The sequence below is a fragment of the Mesorhizobium sp. M0306 genome (assembly GCF_040321655.1).
Taxonomy (GTDB): Bacteria; Pseudomonadota; Alphaproteobacteria; order Rhizobiales; family Rhizobiaceae; genus Mesorhizobium.
On sequence record NZ_JAMYRY010000012.1, the window covers coordinates 1 to 16,026 of the forward strand.

Sequence of the window (16,026 nt, forward strand, 5' to 3'; positions counted from 1 at the left end):
CTCGTTGCGACGATCGAACCCGGCGAATGCAAAAACTACTTCGCAAACGCCGGATACGCTTCCGTCAAAACGTGAAAGACTCTAGAGCCCGGCCGGACGCAGGCCGGCGCGCCCGGACCTCGCCGCTGCCGGAGACGCTACGCGCGTGAGCTAGTGGCCTTTGTCGGCCAGCCAGAGGCTCACGTCCTGGATCGAGCGCATGAGCACCGACGGATTGTCCCGCGCGGGAATGAAGCCCCAGCTCTGCCAGTTGCGCTCGGCCTCGGCGTCTATCGCCCGCACCACCACCGCGCGGCCGCCGACGATGTCGGCGCTGGCGACGCAGCGATGCAGCGCGTCCTTGACCAGGCCGCTTCCGACGCTTTGCCCGGAATGGCGGTGGCTGACGGCGAGTTGTCCGATCAGCAGGCAGGGGATGGGATCGGGCGGGCGTCCGGTGCGGATAGCGCGCGGTGCGCTGTTTGGCTGGATCACGCCCGGCGCGAGGCCGTAATAGCCGACGACTGTTCCCTCGTGGTGAATGACCAGGACGCGGGTAAACCCGCGGGCCTGGTTCGTTCGCGCGAAGCCGCCATCCAAGCGTTGAGCGCCGACTTGCCGCAATTGAAGCTGTCGAGGCGGTGCGCGTCATCGAGGAGTTCGATGCCTGAAAGCGCCACTAGCGGTTCCCGAACGGGGGCCGACGCAGCCGCTCGGTCGCCTTCGGCGGGGGCGCAGCGGCCGGGGCTGAGATCGCCTGCATGAAGGCGTCATAGGCTTCCGGGGACACGCGGATGACGGTTTCGTTAAGGATGGCCGCCTGCGCCTCGTGGAGTGCTGCGCGCCGCATGAACTCCGTGCGCGACAGGCCGAGCAGCTGCGCGCCGCGGTCGATGATGGTGAGATCATCGCTGCGAAACCGCATCGAGACGGATATCTTCCTATTTGCGGCGGCAGCCATGGTGCGTTCCTGTGCTGGAATGGATATACGTCGGTGCAATGCAGCATGACACCGGATTTGCGTGACGAACATTCCTGTTCCTGCGACCGGCGTACAGGCATGCGGAAACGGCGGACTGATCCGATCCGAGGTATGCTCCCTGCTGCGAAAAGAGAACGTCAATCCAGACGGCTGACGCGGCGGCCCTCGCTGCGCGCTTCGATAAAGGCGCCTGCGATCTTCATCATGAATGCCTTGCTGAAACGACCGAGGGGCTTACCATCGGATTCGATGTACCAGGAGCGTTCGGCAATATCGTAGTTGTATTCGTCAACCACGATCCAGCAGCGTTTGAGATCGGTCAGACCGGCGCGGCGGCACTCGATTGCGGAGACTTCCAAACCGACCCGATCGCCGGGCGGTGGCTGGGTGGTTATCGCCAGGAGCGCGAGATGGGTCAGGCCATCTCTTGCGCCGCCGACAGCGATGACCACGCAGGTCGGCCGGCTCTTGCGGCCTTCCGTTTCGCCGCGCTCGTGTTGCCATGCCCAAAGATACGGGTAGGAGATCACCTGACCAGGCAGAAATCTACCGCTCATCATCGTATCCTTCCCCGCGCGCTAGTCGGTCGATCTCGGCGGCGAAGAGTTCCGTGTGTTCCTCCGGCATCTCGGAGACATGGTATGCGCGGCGGGGATCACTGCCGATGCGCATCCGCTCGTAGTGCTCGTAGCTCATCAGCACGAACCGGGGTTTGCGGTGCTTGGTGAGAATAACGGGTTCGCGGCTGGCAACGTCGGTGACGTCGCCAACCTGCTTGTTGAGATCCCCTGTCGTGAACTGACGCATGGCTGTACTCCTTGCCGATCTCCATATTATCCAGATTTTCTGGATTTGCAAGAAAACGGCGCTCACGCGCCGTCCTCCGCGAACCGCCAGACGGGGATGCCGAGCCGACGGGCTTTGTCGGCAAGGTTGTCGGTGATGCCGGAGCCGGGGAAGACGATCAGGCCGTAGGGCACCACCGAGAGAAGCTGGTCGTTGCGGCGGAACGGAGCCGCCTTGGCGTGCCGGTTCCAGTCCGGCTTGAAGGCGATCTGGGTGACCTTGCGGCTCTCGGCCCAGCAGGCGGCGATGCGCTCGGCGCCGCGCGGGCTGCCGCCGTGGAGCAGCACCATGTCGGGATGCTTCTCCCGGGCCTTGTCGAGCGCGTCCCAGATCCGGTCGTGATCGTTGCAGTCGAGGCCGCCGGCGAAGGCGATCTTGGTGCCGGCAGGCACCAGCACCTCGGATTCGGCGCGGCGGCGGGCGGCGAGGAAGTCTCTGGAGTCGATCACCGACGCGGTCATCGCCTGATGAGAGACCTTGGAGCCGGTGCGCGGCCGCCATGCCGATCCGGTTTGTGCTTCGTAGAGGTCGGCGGCCTCGTCACGCATGATTTCCAGCACGTTGCGGCGCTCGATATAGGTGATGCCCTCGGAGGTGAGCCGTTCCAGCTCGACGGACTTCACCTCCGAGCCGTCCTGCTCCTGCTGGCTCGAACGCTGGGCCTCCTCGTTACGATCGAGGCTGCGGGCGACGCGCTCGGCGGCGCGGTGGAAGACGTTTGCGAAGGACCAGAGCAGGTCGTCGAGATCGGGTTCGAGCCTGGTGTCGCCAAGCATGCCGGCGAAGCTCTCGACGATCCCGGCGAGGCCGGCCCGGATCACCTCGTTGTCGGGAAGTGGCCGAGGATCAGGTTCGTCCTGATGCGGGCGATGGCCGTACATCTGCAGTTCGAGGATGACGCGGTCGGTCGGCGAGGAGGCGTGGTAAGGCTCGTAGCCGTCGTCGAAGGGAAGCTCGTAGGTCATGGCGTGTCTCCGTCGGTTGCGGCCGCGCCCATCGCGGCCTGACAGCGCATCCCGGCCGCGCCCCGGGGCGCGGCCGCCCCGAAGGCCGAAGCGAAGCGTAGGACGGCGCAGCCGTTGCGGCCGTGACCCGGGGGTGGCAGGGATCGCCTCTCGGGCAGGCCGCGGGCGCAGCCTCTCCGGCGGACCGCCGCCATGCCTGCAGGCTATCCGGCGACGCCGTGCCGGCCCGCCTGCCAGCCCGACCCGTTCATCCGGGCGACAGGAAGAGACGGGCATCATCCGGGACGAGCTGATCGCCGAGCCATGCCGCGAGATGGGCCGGGCCGGAATGGCGCAGATCGTCGTTGAAATCGCCGAGCTGCGGCCGCAACACCAGGGCGAGGATCCCGGCCTCGCCTGCGCGCTGGCTGAGGCGTTCGATGCCGTGCCGGCCGGCAGCGTCGGCATCGGCTGCGATGTAGAGGCGGCGGCAGCCAAGCGGAAGCCTCAGGCCGGCGAGGTGATTGGCCGAGGTGGCGGCCGCCACAGGCAGCGCCGGTATCACCACCTTAAGCGAAGCCATCGTCTCGAAGCCCTCGCCGGCCGCCATGACCGGGACGGGCATGCCGGGCTCATGGCCTAGCCAGATGCCGTTGCCAAGGAGTTCCCCCGGCGAGCGGCGTGGATCCGCGAGTTGCGCCTTGCCGTGACCCGAAGGATCAAGCCAAGTCCGTTGCAGGCCGGTGATACGCCCGTCGAGGCTGGTGACAGCAGCAATCAGCGCAGGCAGGGTCTGCGTCTCGCCCGTTACGAGATTCCTATGGTAGCAGCCGGGATGGAAGCGCAGCGCGCGCTCGTGCGTCGAAAGCAGAATGCCGCGGCCGGCAAGATAGCGTTCGGCCAGCGTGCCGGCGATCGGCTGGGACATGGCGAACAGACGACGCGCGGCCTCAGGGGAGCCGCGTTTCGCGGCTGGCTGGCACTGCGCGCCAAGGGGCTGAGGTTGGGGCTGGGGCGGTGGCAGCGGCATGGAGAGGAAGCGACGTGCTTCATCCGCGATGTCACGGAAGTCGACGAGGCCGCAACTTTCACGGATGACATCGAGCAGATCGCCAAATTCAGACGTCGCCTCGTCGACCCACCTACCCGCCGGGCCCTTGGCGTTTGCCCTCAGCCGCACATGCATGGAACGGCCGCGCGTGTTGTGGACATCGCCGACCATCCAGTAATTGCCGGAGCGATGGCCGTTGGAGAGATATTCCCGGCACACCGCCTCGGCGTGTTCGCCAAGGCGGCGTGCCAGCTCGGAGGCCGAGCCCGTCATGATCGCCTCCCCTCAAGCCGCCGAGGTACGGTCGGTGACACCAACCAGCGTATGGCGGTCGAGGAGCGCGGCGAGGATGGCGGACCCTTGCGCGGTCGTCGGGATGAACAGCCGGAGCTTCCAGGAGATGATCTCGGAGATCAGTCCCAGCGCCTTCAGCCGAGGGACCATCGCGTCGGTGAAGCCGATCAATTCGACACGGTAGTCGTTCATGATCCGACTGCGGCGCAGGATCAGGCCATCGGCGAGTTGCAGTCCAATCCGTCCATCGGCGAGCCCGGTCCAGGCATCTTCCGGCGCCAGCCTCGGCACATCGTCGAGACCCAGATTGCGGAACATGGTCGCGACCAGCGTCGGCGCGATGTGGCGGCCGATGATGCGCTCCCCGGCATCGGTCTGGATTCGATAGACTCGACAGTCGCCGTCCGGCAGCCGACGCCAGATCGGCAACAGCAGACCCGTCACGATGTGAAAGGTGCTGGTGGTGAACTCCGGGACGGCGGCGACTTCCGAGTCCCACAGCTCGCAGAACAATTTCCGGTCGGCGGGCTGCCAGAGTGTTTCGGCAAGGGCGCCGAGGCCGAAGCGCAGCTCGTCGGTTGGCCGCAGGAGCCTCACACGGTGCTCGACGGTCCCGTCGTCGAGCATCAGGCTTGCGGTCGGCAGCCGGATCGCCGCGCGGCTCGATCGCGTGTTGACCAGCAAAGCCGATTGCGGCTCCGCCCGGACGATGGCCAGCGCATCGACCAGGCCGAGCGGCCGGATGCGGTCCTTGCGCGCGACGGTGAGCACATGCGACTGCGCGTCGGAGACTGGATGGGTATAGACGGTCCTACGATCGGTGACGACGATGCTCTCCGCCGTGATCGTCTCCAGGCCCTTGTCGTAATTGCCGGCGGCGATGGCGCCTTCTATTCTTACCGCCATCAGCTGCTCGAACACCTCGAATAACAGGTTCTGGGTTTCGATGCGCAACGCCAGCAGCCGATTGAGCCAGGTCGTGATCGGCGGCAACTCGTCGCGCAGCCCGCCCTCGTCAGTCGTCAGCGACAGCCCGGTCACGGTCTCGAAAGTCGAAAGCGAGCAGCCCTCAATCTTGCCTTGGTGCAGCAGATGATAGAACTGGCGCAGGGCCGCGCGGGCATAGGGGCTTTCAAGATTGTCCTCGGACCGGAACAGCCCTGCCCCGCCGGTCTGGCGCTGACCGCGCGTGATCGCGCCCAGCGTGTCGAGCCGTCGTGCGATCGTCGACAGGAAGCGCTTGCCGGCTTTCACGTTGGCGGCCATCGGCCGGAACAGCGGCGGTTGCTTCTGATTTGTGCGGTGGGTCCTTCCGAGACCCTGGATGGCGTTGTCGGCGCGCCAGCCGGCCTCGAGCAGATAGTGCTTGCGCAGCCTCTGGTTCCTGGCCCCGAGATCGGCGTGATAGGAGCGGCCTGTACCGCCGGCGTCGGAGAAGATCAGAACGCTCTTGTCGTCATCCATAAAACTCTGGGTCTCGGCCAGATTGGCCGAGCCAGGGCGGTTTTCCACGGCCAGCCGGTCGATGCCGTCGCGGCCGGTCTTCTCGACGATGCGGCGCGAGCGGCCGGTCACCTCGGCGACGGTGTCTGTGCCAAAATGATGGATGATCTGGTCGAGGGCGCTGCCGACCGGCGGCAGCGATGCGAGTTTTTCGATCATCTCGCCGCGCCGGCGAACCGCCTCGCGGCACTGGACCGGGTTGCCATCTTCGTCGTGGACAGGCCGCGAGTAGACGTTGCCCTCCGCGTCGGAATACTCCTCGAACAGTTGGGTCGGGAAGGAATGCATCAAGTACCCGCCGACATACTCGCGCGGCGTGATGTCGACATTCAGGTCCGACCATTCCTCGGTGGGGATCTCGGCAAGCCGTCGTTCCATCAGCGCCTCGCTGGTCGAGACGATCTGCACGACTGCCGCATGCCCGTCGGCGAGGTCCTGCTCGATCGCGCCGATCAGGGTCGGCGTCATCATCGAGGTGATCAAATGCGAGAAAAAGCGTTGCTTGGTACTTTCAAAGGCTGAGCGCGCCGCCGATTTTGCGTTGCGGTTCAGCGTGCCGGCCTCGCTGGTGATGTTGGTGGCCTCGAGTGCGGCGGTCAGGTTGTTGTGGATGACCTGGAAGGCGTCTGCATAGGCGTTGTAGATGCGGATCTGCTCCTCAGTCAGCGCATGCTCGAGGAGGTGGTATTCGACGCCGTCATAGGAGAGCGAACGCGCCGTATAGAGGCCGAGCGACTTGAGATCGCGGGCGAGCACTTCCATCGCCGCGACACCGCCGTCCTCGATCGCGGCGACGAATTCGGCACGGTTGGCGAATGGAAAATCCTCGCTGCCCCAGATGCCGAGACGTTGCGCATAGGCGAGGTTCTCGACGGCGGTCGCACCGGTCGCGGAGACGTAGACAATGCGGGCATCGGGCAGCGCGTGCTGCAGCCGCAGTCCCGCCTTGCCCTGCTGCGAGGGCGCGGCGTCGCCACGCTCGCTTTTGCCGCCAGCGGCATTGGCCATGGCGTGGGCCTCGTCGAAGACGATGACGCCATCGAAAGATTTTTTTGCCCCCGACGGGTTCTCTCCAGCCCCTTCGGCCCCTCTCGCCTCTTGTCCGACCCAGTCGAGGATCTGGGCGATCCGGGATTTCTTGCCCTCCCGTTCCTGCGAGCGCAGGGTTGCGTAGGTCGTGAACAGGATGCCTTCGGCAAGGCGGATCGGCGTGCCCTGCCGATAGCGTGAGAGTGGCTGCACGAGGAGTTTTTCCTGGCCAAGTGCTGCCCAGTCTCGCTGAGCGTCTTCCAGCAATTTGTCGGACTTGGAAATCCACATCGCGCGGCGCCGCCCCTGCAGCCAGTTGTCGAGGATGATGCCGGCGACTTGCCGTCCCTTGCCGCAGCCGGTTCCGTCACCCAAAAACCATCCACGCCGAAACCGGACAGCGTTCGTAGCTCCTTCTGGCGCGGCCGAGACGACATCGCAGGTCTCGTCAACCGTCCAGGCGCCGGTGAGATGACCGCAATGGGCTTCGCCGGCATAGATGACGCTTTCGAGCTGGGCGTCCGACAGCAGGCCCTCATCGATGATCGCATCAGGAAGAAGGGGCCGATAGGAAGGTTTTGGTGGCGCGACGGCGGCCATTGCGGCCGACTGTACGAGGGGCGTCGGATGGGGTTTGGCGCGGGGAATGTCGATCGACTGGAGCGCGTAGGGTTCGTAGATTGACTCGGTGAGCCGGCCGCCCTCCTCCGGCATCCAGTCGCGCAATTCGTAGGCAAGGGGAACAGCCGGCGTGCTGTTTGCCATGACCTGGCGAGCGGGCTTCGCTCGCGCAATCGGACGGACCGATTGCATTGCCTTTGGAGCAGCCGTTGAGACAGCGAGGGGTGCGGCTCTCCGGGATCGGGCAGCCATCTGCATGGCGGCATTGCGCAGGATGCCGCTGGACAATGCACCGATCGAATTCGGGAATCCACCCAAAGTCCGGGGCGGCAGATCGGAGATCCAGGAGAGCAGCGTTTCGACATCCTTGGCCTTGCCCGGCAAGGCGACGAAACGCGACGGATCGACGGCCGGCACCTTGTCGATGATCGTCAGGCGGGTCTCGGTGGTGGTTCCGTGGCGGGCATAGACGCGGCCGTCGATCGCTGCGGTGAAGATGACCGTGCCCTGCTGCTGCAGGCGTTCGAAGGCGAGCCGCCATTTCGGGTTTTCGGGAGACAGCCCGGCGCCGGTGATGGCGACAAGACGACCGCCCGAACGCAGGCGTGCGAACGCGGAAGAGAGGTGCCGCCATGCCGCATCGGCGACATGGCCGTCGACATAGGCGCCGACGCTGAAGGGCGGATTCATCAAGACGAGGGACGGCTCAATGGCCGCGTCGAGATGGTCGTCGATATGGGCGGCGTCGTGCCGCGAGACGGGGAACTGCGGAAACAGCAGGCCGAGGAGATCGGCCCGCGTTGCGGCAAGCTCGTTGAGGGTGAGCGATGCCCGGCTTATCTCGGCATGGACGGCAAGCAGACCGGTGCCGGCCGACGGTTCGAGAACGAGGTCGCAAGATGCGATCGCCGCGGCGTGCGCCGTTACGAAGGCCAGCGGCAAGGGCGTGGAGAGCTGCTGCATGGCCTGGCTCTCGTCGGAGCGTCGCGTATGGGTTGGAAGAAGGTCGGCGATGCGCTTTATCATCGCTAGCCTTGCCCGCGGCGTGGCGGACCGGGACAGGATCGCGGGGCCGAACCGGCGCAGAAACAGAACCTGGGCGACTTCGAGGGCCTCATAGGCGTCCTTCCAGACCCAGCACCCTTGCGCATCGCTGCCGCCAAAACCTGTTGTCATGGTGGTGCGCAGTTCCGCAGTGGTGACAGACTTGCCCTGCTCGAGGAACGGCAGAAGCCGCATTGCCGCTCGGTAGATCGCCTGGGCGGTGTCGAGGGCGTCTTGTGCCGGCGCGCCGAGGGGAGCGGCCGTCCGGGCAACGGCAGATGTGGTCGAAACAATGTTCATGGAGATGTCCTTTGCGAGAGGGAGTGGCGCCCGCGCCGGCACTCTCTCCGCGCCAGCCGGGCCGCACTCCTTCCGGCTCCCCTTTGCCTCTGCCGCGATGCACCAAACGGGTTGCGCTCTGCGCAAAGCCATGACTTGAATGCGCGGACAGGGATGCGGCGGCGACCTGGAGCTGCGGAGGTGATGCGACGGTTCAGAATTGGCAGTGAGGTCTACGAGGAGGGAGCGCCTGACCTGCAGGCGGCGCTGGCGAACGCCTATGGCCGCACCGAGCGTCCGCTATGCCTGTGCCGCGAGCCGGGCTGCCCGATGTACATCGCCCGCATCGGCGACCTTCACCTGATCAAGCGCATGCCGCTGAGCGGCAGCGGGCATGATCCATCCTGTGATTCATATGAATCGCCTTACGAGCTGTCCGGCCTGGGCGCCTTGATGGGCAGCGCGATACAGCTCGATCCGCAAAGCGGCTTGGCGGCTTTGAAACTCGATTTCAGCCTGTCGAAGACGGGGAGCCGGGCAGCATCCGCGCCTGCTGGCGAGAGCTCCGCCAGCGTAACTGGAGACCCCAGGAGGATGTCGCTGCGTGGCCTGCTCCATTATCTATGGCAGGAGGCCGAATTGACGGTCTGGACATCCCGATGGGCTGGCAAGCGACATTGGTGGAATGTCCGCTGGCATCTGCTTGAGGCTGCCGGGCAAATGACGGTGAGGGGCGGACCGCTCGCGGATATCCTGTTTGTGCCCGAGCCGTTTCGCGCCGAGAACAAGGAAGCGATCGAACAACGTCGCAACGCGGTTTTCGGCACGGCGCTCCCGCCAAAATCCGGCCCACGAAAGCTACTGGTTCTGGTCGGCGAAGTGAAGGAAATCATGCCCGCCCGATCCGGTCGGAAACTTGTCGTCAGACATTTGCCCGGCTTTTCCTTTGTCATCGACGATGCATTGCATCGGCGTTTGCAGGCACGTTTCGAGAGAGAATTGTCGCTGTGGGGAGCGGATTCCAGCTCACATCTGATAGTGATCGCGACCTTCGGACTGAACCCGGCCGGCCTCGCCGTTGTTGAGGAGGTCGCATTAATGGTGGTATCCGAGAACTGGATCCCTTTCGAGACGGTCTCGGAAAAGCGGCTCGTTGACGCGCTCGCCCGCCTTCGCGAGAAGAGCGTGAAGGGATTGCGCTACGACCTGCAAACCGACCACCCGATCGCCAACGCTTTGCTCCAGGACAGGCAGCAGCCGACCGCACTCTTTGTCGTCCCGGCCGGCGCGGACGAAGCGTTCGAGGCTTCGCTCGACGAAATGATCGCCGCGCGTCCGGAGATCGGCTTCTGGGTGTGGCGGGTCGGCGAAGGCGATATGCCGCCGTTGCCGCTCTGAGCGTCGGCGGAATTTCCGACGAGGCTCAGTATGTCTTACCCCAGGCCCAGCTTCTTCTTGAGCTCGGCATTTTCCTTGCGCAGACGGTCAGCAAGCAGGTTCTTAAGGCGCTTGTTTTCTTCCTCGAGCGCGAGCAGGTCCTTCAGATCGCCGCTATCTGCGGCTGGCGCTGCAACCTTCTTCCACTGATAATAGGTCTGCTCCGAAATGCCGGCTTGGCTGACCGCACTCTTGCTGGTCGCACCCCCAGCGATCGACTTCTCGATCTGAGCAAGCTTCTGGGCGCGTTCCTTCTCAGAATAGGTCTTCCGGGCGGTCCGCACCGCCACCGCAGGTTCAGCCGCCTGAGGCCCTGGTCTCGCCCCGTTCTTGCGGGTCGGCTTGGCGAGCTCTGCCTTCGCTTTCCTTGCTCGCGGAACTTTCTTCTTCGCTTCAGGGGCTTCCACTTTGGCTGGTGCCACTGTTGTCTGAACAGTTTGAGCTTCCTGAGAATCGGCCATGATATGCTCCGCTTGTGGATTGTCACCGTCATCAGCATCGATGGGTCTTATACTGGAGTCAATGAGCTCAGAACCTGGCAACTGAGCACCATCAGACAGCTGCGTCATCTCGGTGACAATTTTGGACAGGTCGAGAGCACCCCAGATCGAATGGCTTGGCTTTTGCTTGCGGCGCTTCTGTTTGACTTCCACGATAAATGGCCGGATCTGGCGCTTCATAGTCCCTTCCTTGATGTGAGGACGACTTGCAGCCAAGTCGCTGTTTCGCGTCAGCGAGTATTCTGCGCCTAGGCATCTTATCGCTCTTGCCGAGCTTTATCGGAGAAGGCCAGCGACGAGCAAGCGAGGTTTCCCTGACCTCGGGGACTGGCTCGATCACCGGGACGCAAACGGTCTATTGCGAGCCGAGGTCTCATTTGACGCGACCTTCAGAGCCTATCCATGCCCGCCATCCACAGGCGCCACTTCGCTCGATCCACCGGCAGCTGACAAATTTCGACATGCTGACGGGGCTCGCATGCTCCAGGTTCGGTAAAGAACCCCCCTGCATCGAGCGCCGCCTACCCCGTCATTCGTTGCCGCCGGGCAAACGGACAAGGACTAACAGCCGTCCGCATCCGATGACTGTGCACAACCGACTGCATCGATTGCAATCCTGATTTTCTTGGGAGCAAATCTTCTCATGGCGGCGGATGAGCTGGACGCGATTGTTTTCGGGATGGCGGTCGACAGCGTCCGTGCGCTTCCTCTTGGATTCACGGAAAAAGTCGCAGAAATTGCCAACCGAAGCCACGGCGTCCTGCTATTTGATTTGCGCATCGATGGCGACTTGGAAATGCAGCGGATCGCCGCCGTCCGATATCCAAGCAACCAGACAGGCATTCTGGCGCTGGACAAGCAGGGCTCGGCGATCAGCAATTGCATGGTCAACGGCACTTTCTCCAGCTTTATCGCTCCCTTGGAGGACTGGAACACTCTGCCGCTACCGATGCAGGCCAGGACGAGTATCGCCGGCCCGGCCAGCCTCTTCATCGGCGCCTTACGTAATGCCGGGTACATCCTGCGCGGCAGGTCCTGATCCGAAGTTTTGCGCGGTGACTGGCCGATCATATCGTCGAACCAGTCGGCCACACGGCTTCGCTAAGGGCGATTACCCACGGTGATCAGGTGACAAGGATCATCCGAGTTGAAGTCTGACCCTGATAGGTGGCTCGCTGGACTACGAGCACCTGGTCGGTGCTGGCCTTAAATACCGTGAAAATGCGCCGGCCGGCGGCGACGCACTGATCGAGCAATGTCGGTTGCCGTCACGGTATCTTGGAAAGCGATAGGGGTGTGTGCAAGCGATCGTAATGTGCGAGAGCGTCTCGCCCGTCGGCGTCCGATAGTACGCCTCCTCGATAGACATCGCGCCGCATAGCCTATCCGATGCGCCTCATTTCAGCGGAGTAGGCGGACCGTGTTAATAGGGACGTTTCGCTTCCGAGCGGCAGCTCTCAGGGATAACCTTTATCGTCGCCTCCCTTCTTTGAGTTCCGGCTTGATCGGGCGGAGGACAGGAGTTCGTCAATCTCGAGATCCGACAGATCATCGAGCAGCTTGAAGACAGCATCATGCTTTCCGGCGTTAATGAGAATCGTGCGTTTGCCGCGATGTTCGGCCCACCCGGTTCCGGGATTTGCATTGCGGGCGATGCCCCTGAGTTCGACAGGGGTCATGTTCCAGATCGCCTCGAGCTTCTCCGCGCGGGTCATGCTGTCGCTCGCGCCGGTCTCGTGGGCGATGATGGCGGCGCGCATCTTATCTGGGGACTGCCTATTCGCGAGGTCACAAAAGCCGTGAAACCAGCGTTCGCGGCCCCGGATCCGGATCGCGAAGAATACGCTGGTCACGTTGCCGGCCTTGAACTCCGACATGCCGAACATGCCGGTGCGCATGAAGAGCGGCGGCAGCAAATCGAGCATGAAGTGGTAGTCTGACGCGGTGATCTGGAACCACTCGCCTGAGTAGGGAGTGCCGGAAAGCAGATCGATGCCGGGAGTATCTTTGTGTCGGCTGAACAGTTGGAACATCTGCTCGCGGGTGGCGACGCCGTCGAGCACCTTCCTGAAGGGTGGATGCGCGGTCATGGGGTTCTCCTGAACGCGGGTCGGCCACGCGCGGCATGAACCGCGTCGTCGCAAGTGCTTGGTGATGTTGTGGCTGTCGACTGGCCGAGCCTGCGGCCAGCGTGTGCACCGGCGATGATGGGGTATGCAGGGTTCAGGCGGCGCATCGCTCGGAGGAACGCGAAACGTCTCGACCAACCCGAGTGATGGCACGCACGGCGGCGGCGAGCGCCGGGATGTCGTCGAGCATGCCGAGCGCGACGAAGTGGTTGGCTCCGCCGGTATAGTCCTTGCGGCCCTTGCAGGTGCGGATCAGGATGCCGTGAGCCGATGACAGCCCGAACTGGCCGACCTGAATGTAGGTACGGTGATGGTACAGGGTGACTTCGCCGGAAACGGCAATACCCGCCTTGTTCGAGCGCAGGTCAAAGCAGCCCGATGGCAGGTTTAGTTCGGCGGCGAGTTTCTTCAGCCGTGAACGCGCTGTCGTGTGAAAACGCCTCTTCTGCTTGCTCGTCATAGGAGCAGCTTCTGTTCCAGTCGAACATGTCGATCTCCATGAAATGAACAGGCCCGCGATCTCTCACGCGATCCCAGGCCCGTCGTCGGGGGGTTCAATGCGGTGAAGCGATCAGGCGGCCGTGCGGCCCTCGATAACGTCGGCGCCGACCTCGTCCGCGGAGACTTCCTCGAGATAGGCCCGACCATACTGGTTGTTGGCGAGCCAGCGTTCGGCCGCCTCGCGATCCTTGGCGAGATAGAGCAGTTCCGGGCTATCCCCGAGTTCCTGCAGGACGCGGACCATGCCGATCATGGGACGCTCGACGATCTCGAAACCCAGGTCACTCTCGACGGACCAAGTGCGCCTGACCGAGACGACGATGATGCCGCCCTGCCCGAAATCGCCCTCGTGCAGGGTGAAATGGGCGGGCGAGCTGTAGGTCGCGCGCTCGCGCGGCGGTTCCTTCCTGACCAGGCGACCGACGCCGTTGCGGCTCTCCCAGGCAGCGAGCTTCTTGGAAAAGCGAGCCGGCGGTTTCGCGGTGCCGTCCGCTGTACTGGATAACGCTCCCCGGAGAAGCAGATTCGTAAACGATATGTGCAGACATGCGGGTTTCTCCATTCGGAAAACGAGAAAGGGCCCGGCGGGAGTGCCGGGCCCGGTGCGGAGCGGGATGCCGATTATTCGGCGGCCTGGAGGTGGTCGGCCTCGTCGCTGTCGATGGTCACCGGCTCTTCGGAGGACGAATCCGCATCATCGGCGAGGAAGGCCGGCAGATCGGCGGCATCGCCGTCGAGAGCCGCCTGGTCCGACATGTCGCCGGCGACCGCGTCGCCAGCATCGGTAGCCACTTCATCGACCTCAAGGCGCAGCGGCTCGGGCAGCCAGTTCGATCCTTCGAGAAGGCGGGCGGCCTCACGCGCCATGATGTCCTTTTTCATGTGGTCGATCAGCTGCGCGGAGTCTGCGCCACGCGCTTCACGGACAGCCTGTAGAATCCGCGCCTTGGTGAGCCGCCCGAGGAACTCGACCGTGGGCGTCCAGCCGGCGTCGACCATGTCGAACTGGAGCGAGCGGCCAAGCACGTCTGCATGCTCGAGCGCCTTCGCTCGCCTGTTCCAGGGTTCGACCACCGCATTGAGGGTCAGCGAGACACAGTGCGCGAACAGCGCCTTGCGGCTTGCTTCATCGAGGCCGAGCAGGAAGTCCCACAGGCCTTCCGCCTCATCGGGCAAATCGCGGTCCCAGGCTTCGTGCCGCTCGGCGATCTCCTTGGCCCAGGATGTTTCGGCAAGACCGTCGACCTGGCTGAAGCTGCCGCTCTTCATGCTGATCTCCAGGCATGTGTTCGGCGCGAAGCGATAGAAGACCTGCAGGACGAAGGCATGGAGTGCGGCGACGATGGCGATGTCAACGTCACCGGCGAGCGCGTTGCGCAGTGCCAGCGTCCGCTGCGCGGTCAGGTCGAAGACGAGCCGATCGGGCAGTGGCTTGATGCTATCTTCCTCGCCGTCGTCACTAGCGCTGTCGTTCACCGGCTTGCCGTTGACGACAACACCGTCGCCATCGTCGTCGCCATTGGATCGGGTTTCGCCGGCGGCGCCCCCTTCCTCGCCCTCATCGACGTCGCCGGCTTCGGTCCGCGGCTCGTCCTCGGACCGCACGAAACCGCCCTCGATCTGGAGCTTGCCGTCCGCGGCAAGCGTAACGAACACACCGGCATTGGCCTTCTGGGCGGGATCGTAGCTTTGAGGACGATCATCGATCGCATCGAGCTCGGCGCCCAGTTGGTCGAGCTTCGCCTCGATTGCTTCGTCAGCATCCTCGGCCTGGGCATAGTCCGCATCCAGCTTGTCGTATTCGGCCTTCAGTGCGTCGTAGCGTTCGATCTCCTCGGCATTCAGTTCCTGCGCCTCGGCGTAGATGCGCCGCATGCCGGAGGTGTGGCCGTAGGGAAAGCTGATCGCCGCTTCGACCCACTTCCAGCCATCGGCGCGGATTGCCTCGGCATCCACCTTCAGCCTGTCGAAGACAAGCTGCTCGAGGAGCGTCGCATCCTGGTACCAGCCGCCTGAATCCTGCTCGAACAGGTCGCGAAGGATGATACCGCCAGCCGCTTCATAAGCTTCGGCGCCGACATACACGGCCCGACGATCATCGGCTCGGACCGTGGTCTCCGTCAGCAGGCGCCTGATGTAATAGGGTTCCTGCATGTGCGACCTGGCAATCCGTTCCCAGACCTGCTCCTGACGTGCATGATCGTCCGAGATCGAAAACGCCATGATCTGCTCAAGCCGGATTTCGTCCTTCTCGTAGAGAGCGAGAAGCCTCGGCGACACCGATGCCAGCCGCAGGCGCTGCCTCACCGTCGCAGGCGATACGAAGAAGCGGGCGCCAATCTCCTCCGGATCGAGGCCCTGATCGCTGAGCGTCTTGAAGGCCCGGAACTGGTCGAGCGGGTGCAGGTCGGCGCGCCGCAGGTTTTCGGCAAGCGAATCCTCTTCGGCCGAGGTCTCCTGCTTGCGGTTGACGATGCAAGGGATCGGCTCGTTCTTGGCCAGGCGCTTCTGCTTGATGAGGATGCCGAGCGCGAGATAGCGACGACCGCCGGCCGGCACCTCAAACGTGCCGGTCTCCTCGCCCTCGCCGTCGAGCACGGGACGGACGTTCAGGCTCTGGATCAGCTTGCGCCGTCCGATGTCTTCGGCCAGCTGCTCGATCGACACGCCGTCCTTGATGCGCCGAACATTCTTTTGCGACAGCATTAGCTTGTCATAGGGAATATTCTCCGCGGCGTTCATCGCGACCTTCTGAATGGCGTTCTTTGCCATGGTCAGGTTCTCCATGACGGGCGGCCCGGGGCCTCTCCCCGAACCTCCAAGCCCGTCAGGAATCTCCCCTCCCCCTCTGCCTCCAGGCCTCGCGCCGGCGCCGGCCGCCTGCCGC

Annotated in this window: 14 protein-coding genes; 2 read left to right on the forward strand and 12 right to left on the reverse strand. The window is 63.9% G+C overall.

The features are described 5' to 3' along the window. Positions 1 to 150 precede the first annotated feature (150 nt). The 7 genes from NKI95_RS17935 to NKI95_RS17965 form a co-directional block, all read right to left on the reverse strand. Positions 151 to 579, reverse strand: a complete 429-nt coding sequence (locus tag NKI95_RS17935; protein ID WP_352718543.1) for a GNAT family N-acetyltransferase — start codon at positions 577 to 579, stop codon at positions 151 to 153. A gap of 79 nt (positions 580 to 658) precedes the next feature. After that, positions 659 to 940: a type II toxin-antitoxin system TacA family antitoxin gene (locus NKI95_RS17940; RefSeq protein ID WP_352693593.1), complete on the reverse strand. Its 282-nt coding sequence runs from the start codon at positions 938 to 940 to the stop codon at positions 659 to 661. 158 nt (positions 941 to 1,098) lie between these two features. Next, positions 1,099 to 1,518: a hypothetical protein gene (locus NKI95_RS17945; RefSeq protein WP_352518116.1), complete on the reverse strand. Its 420-nt coding sequence runs from the start codon at positions 1,516 to 1,518 to the stop codon at positions 1,099 to 1,101. After that, positions 1,508 to 1,768: a type II toxin-antitoxin system prevent-host-death family antitoxin gene (locus NKI95_RS17950; protein WP_352518109.1), complete on the reverse strand. Its 261-nt coding sequence runs from the start codon at positions 1,766 to 1,768 to the stop codon at positions 1,508 to 1,510. Before NKI95_RS17950 ends, NKI95_RS17945 begins: the two co-directional genes overlap by 11 nt. Before the next feature lie 62 nt (positions 1,769 to 1,830). Further along, positions 1,831 to 2,772 carry a DUF2493 domain-containing protein gene (locus tag NKI95_RS17955; protein WP_352689081.1) on the reverse strand — a complete coding sequence of 314 codons (942 nt, stop codon included), beginning with the start codon at positions 2,770 to 2,772 and terminating at the stop codon, positions 1,831 to 1,833. 247 nt (positions 2,773 to 3,019) lie between these two features. Beyond that, entirely contained in the window at positions 3,020 to 4,075 is a 1,056-nt protein-coding gene (locus NKI95_RS17960) for a DUF7146 domain-containing protein (protein WP_352718546.1), read from the reverse strand. Between the two features lie 12 nt (positions 4,076 to 4,087). After that, positions 4,088 to 8,593 (reverse strand): strawberry notch-like NTP hydrolase domain-containing protein, encoded by a 4,506-nt coding sequence (locus NKI95_RS17965; RefSeq protein ID WP_352718549.1) that lies wholly within the window; start codon positions 8,591 to 8,593, stop codon positions 4,088 to 4,090. A gap of 183 nt (positions 8,594 to 8,776) precedes the next feature. Here NKI95_RS17965 and NKI95_RS17970 point away from each other — a divergent pair, with 183 nt between their 5' ends. Next, entirely contained in the window at positions 8,777 to 9,970 is a 1,194-nt protein-coding gene (locus NKI95_RS17970) for a DUF1173 domain-containing protein (RefSeq protein ID WP_352689067.1), read from the forward strand. Positions 9,971 to 10,005: 35 nt separating this feature from the next. On the opposite strand, the gene NKI95_RS17975 is transcribed toward NKI95_RS17970, so the two are convergent. Continuing rightward, a complete protein-coding gene (locus tag NKI95_RS17975; RefSeq protein ID WP_352718552.1) occupies positions 10,006 to 10,689 on the reverse strand; it encodes a transposase in 684 nt (227 codons plus the stop codon). 463 nt (positions 10,690 to 11,152) lie between these two features. On the opposite strand from NKI95_RS17975, the gene NKI95_RS17980 reads away from it, so the two are divergent. After that, positions 11,153 to 11,548, forward strand: coding sequence for a hypothetical protein (locus NKI95_RS17980; protein ID WP_352718555.1), 396 nt, complete (start codon positions 11,153 to 11,155; stop codon positions 11,546 to 11,548). 418 nt (positions 11,549 to 11,966) lie between these two features. Here NKI95_RS17980 and NKI95_RS17985 read toward each other — a convergent pair whose 3' ends face one another. The 4 genes from NKI95_RS17985 to NKI95_RS18000 form a co-directional block, all read right to left on the reverse strand. After that, on the reverse strand, positions 11,967 to 12,599 hold the full coding sequence (locus NKI95_RS17985; protein ID WP_352718557.1) for a DUF1419 domain-containing protein: 633 nt from the start codon (positions 12,597 to 12,599) through the stop codon (positions 11,967 to 11,969). Between the two features lie 133 nt (positions 12,600 to 12,732). Next, entirely contained in the window at positions 12,733 to 13,098 is a 366-nt protein-coding gene (locus NKI95_RS17990; RefSeq protein ID WP_352718559.1) for a hypothetical protein, read from the reverse strand. A 111-nt stretch (positions 13,099 to 13,209) separates the two neighbouring features. Then, complete coding sequence (locus tag NKI95_RS17995; protein WP_352718562.1) at positions 13,210 to 13,701, reverse strand: UCP036055 family protein; 492 nt, start codon at positions 13,699 to 13,701, stop codon at positions 13,210 to 13,212. Between the two features lie 59 nt (positions 13,702 to 13,760). Continuing rightward, the gene (locus tag NKI95_RS18000) at positions 13,761 to 15,911 is read right to left on the reverse strand and encodes a ParB/RepB/Spo0J family partition protein (RefSeq protein WP_352718564.1); all 2,151 of its coding nucleotides are present in this window, start codon (positions 15,909 to 15,911) and stop codon (positions 13,761 to 13,763) included. Positions 15,912 to 16,026 lie beyond the last annotated feature (115 nt).

Coding starts and splice junctions, on each gene's coding strand:
- NKI95_RS17940 (WP_352693593.1), bottom strand. CDS start 940: ATGGCTGCCGCCGCAAATAGGAAGATATCCGTCTCGATGCGGTTTCGC.
- NKI95_RS17945 (WP_352518116.1), bottom strand. CDS start 1,518: ATGAGCGGTAGATTTCTGCCTGGTCAGGTGATCTCCTACCCGTATCTT.
- NKI95_RS17950 (WP_352518109.1), bottom strand. CDS start 1,768: ATGCGTCAGTTCACGACAGGGGATCTCAACAAGCAGGTTGGCGACGTC.
- NKI95_RS17955 (WP_352689081.1), bottom strand. CDS start 2,772: ATGACCTACGAGCTTCCCTTCGACGACGGCTACGAGCCTTACCACGCC.
- NKI95_RS17960 (WP_352718546.1), bottom strand. CDS start 4,075: ATGACGGGCTCGGCCTCCGAGCTGGCACGCCGCCTTGGCGAACACGCC.
- NKI95_RS17965 (WP_352718549.1), bottom strand. CDS start 8,593: ATGAACATTGTTTCGACCACATCTGCCGTTGCCCGGACGGCCGCTCCC.
- NKI95_RS17970 (WP_352689067.1), top strand. CDS start 8,777: ATGCGACGGTTCAGAATTGGCAGTGAGGTCTACGAGGAGGGAGCGCCT.
- NKI95_RS17975 (WP_352718552.1), bottom strand. CDS start 10,689: ATGAAGCGCCAGATCCGGCCATTTATCGTGGAAGTCAAACAGAAGCGC.
- NKI95_RS17980 (WP_352718555.1), top strand. CDS start 11,153: ATGGCGGCGGATGAGCTGGACGCGATTGTTTTCGGGATGGCGGTCGAC.
- NKI95_RS17985 (WP_352718557.1), bottom strand. CDS start 12,599: ATGACCGCGCATCCACCCTTCAGGAAGGTGCTCGACGGCGTCGCCACC.
- NKI95_RS17990 (WP_352718559.1), bottom strand. CDS start 13,098: ATGACGAGCAAGCAGAAGAGGCGTTTTCACACGACAGCGCGTTCACGG.
- NKI95_RS17995 (WP_352718562.1), bottom strand. CDS start 13,701: ATGGAGAAACCCGCATGTCTGCACATATCGTTTACGAATCTGCTTCTC.
- NKI95_RS18000 (WP_352718564.1), bottom strand. CDS start 15,911: ATGGCAAAGAACGCCATTCAGAAGGTCGCGATGAACGCCGCGGAGAAT.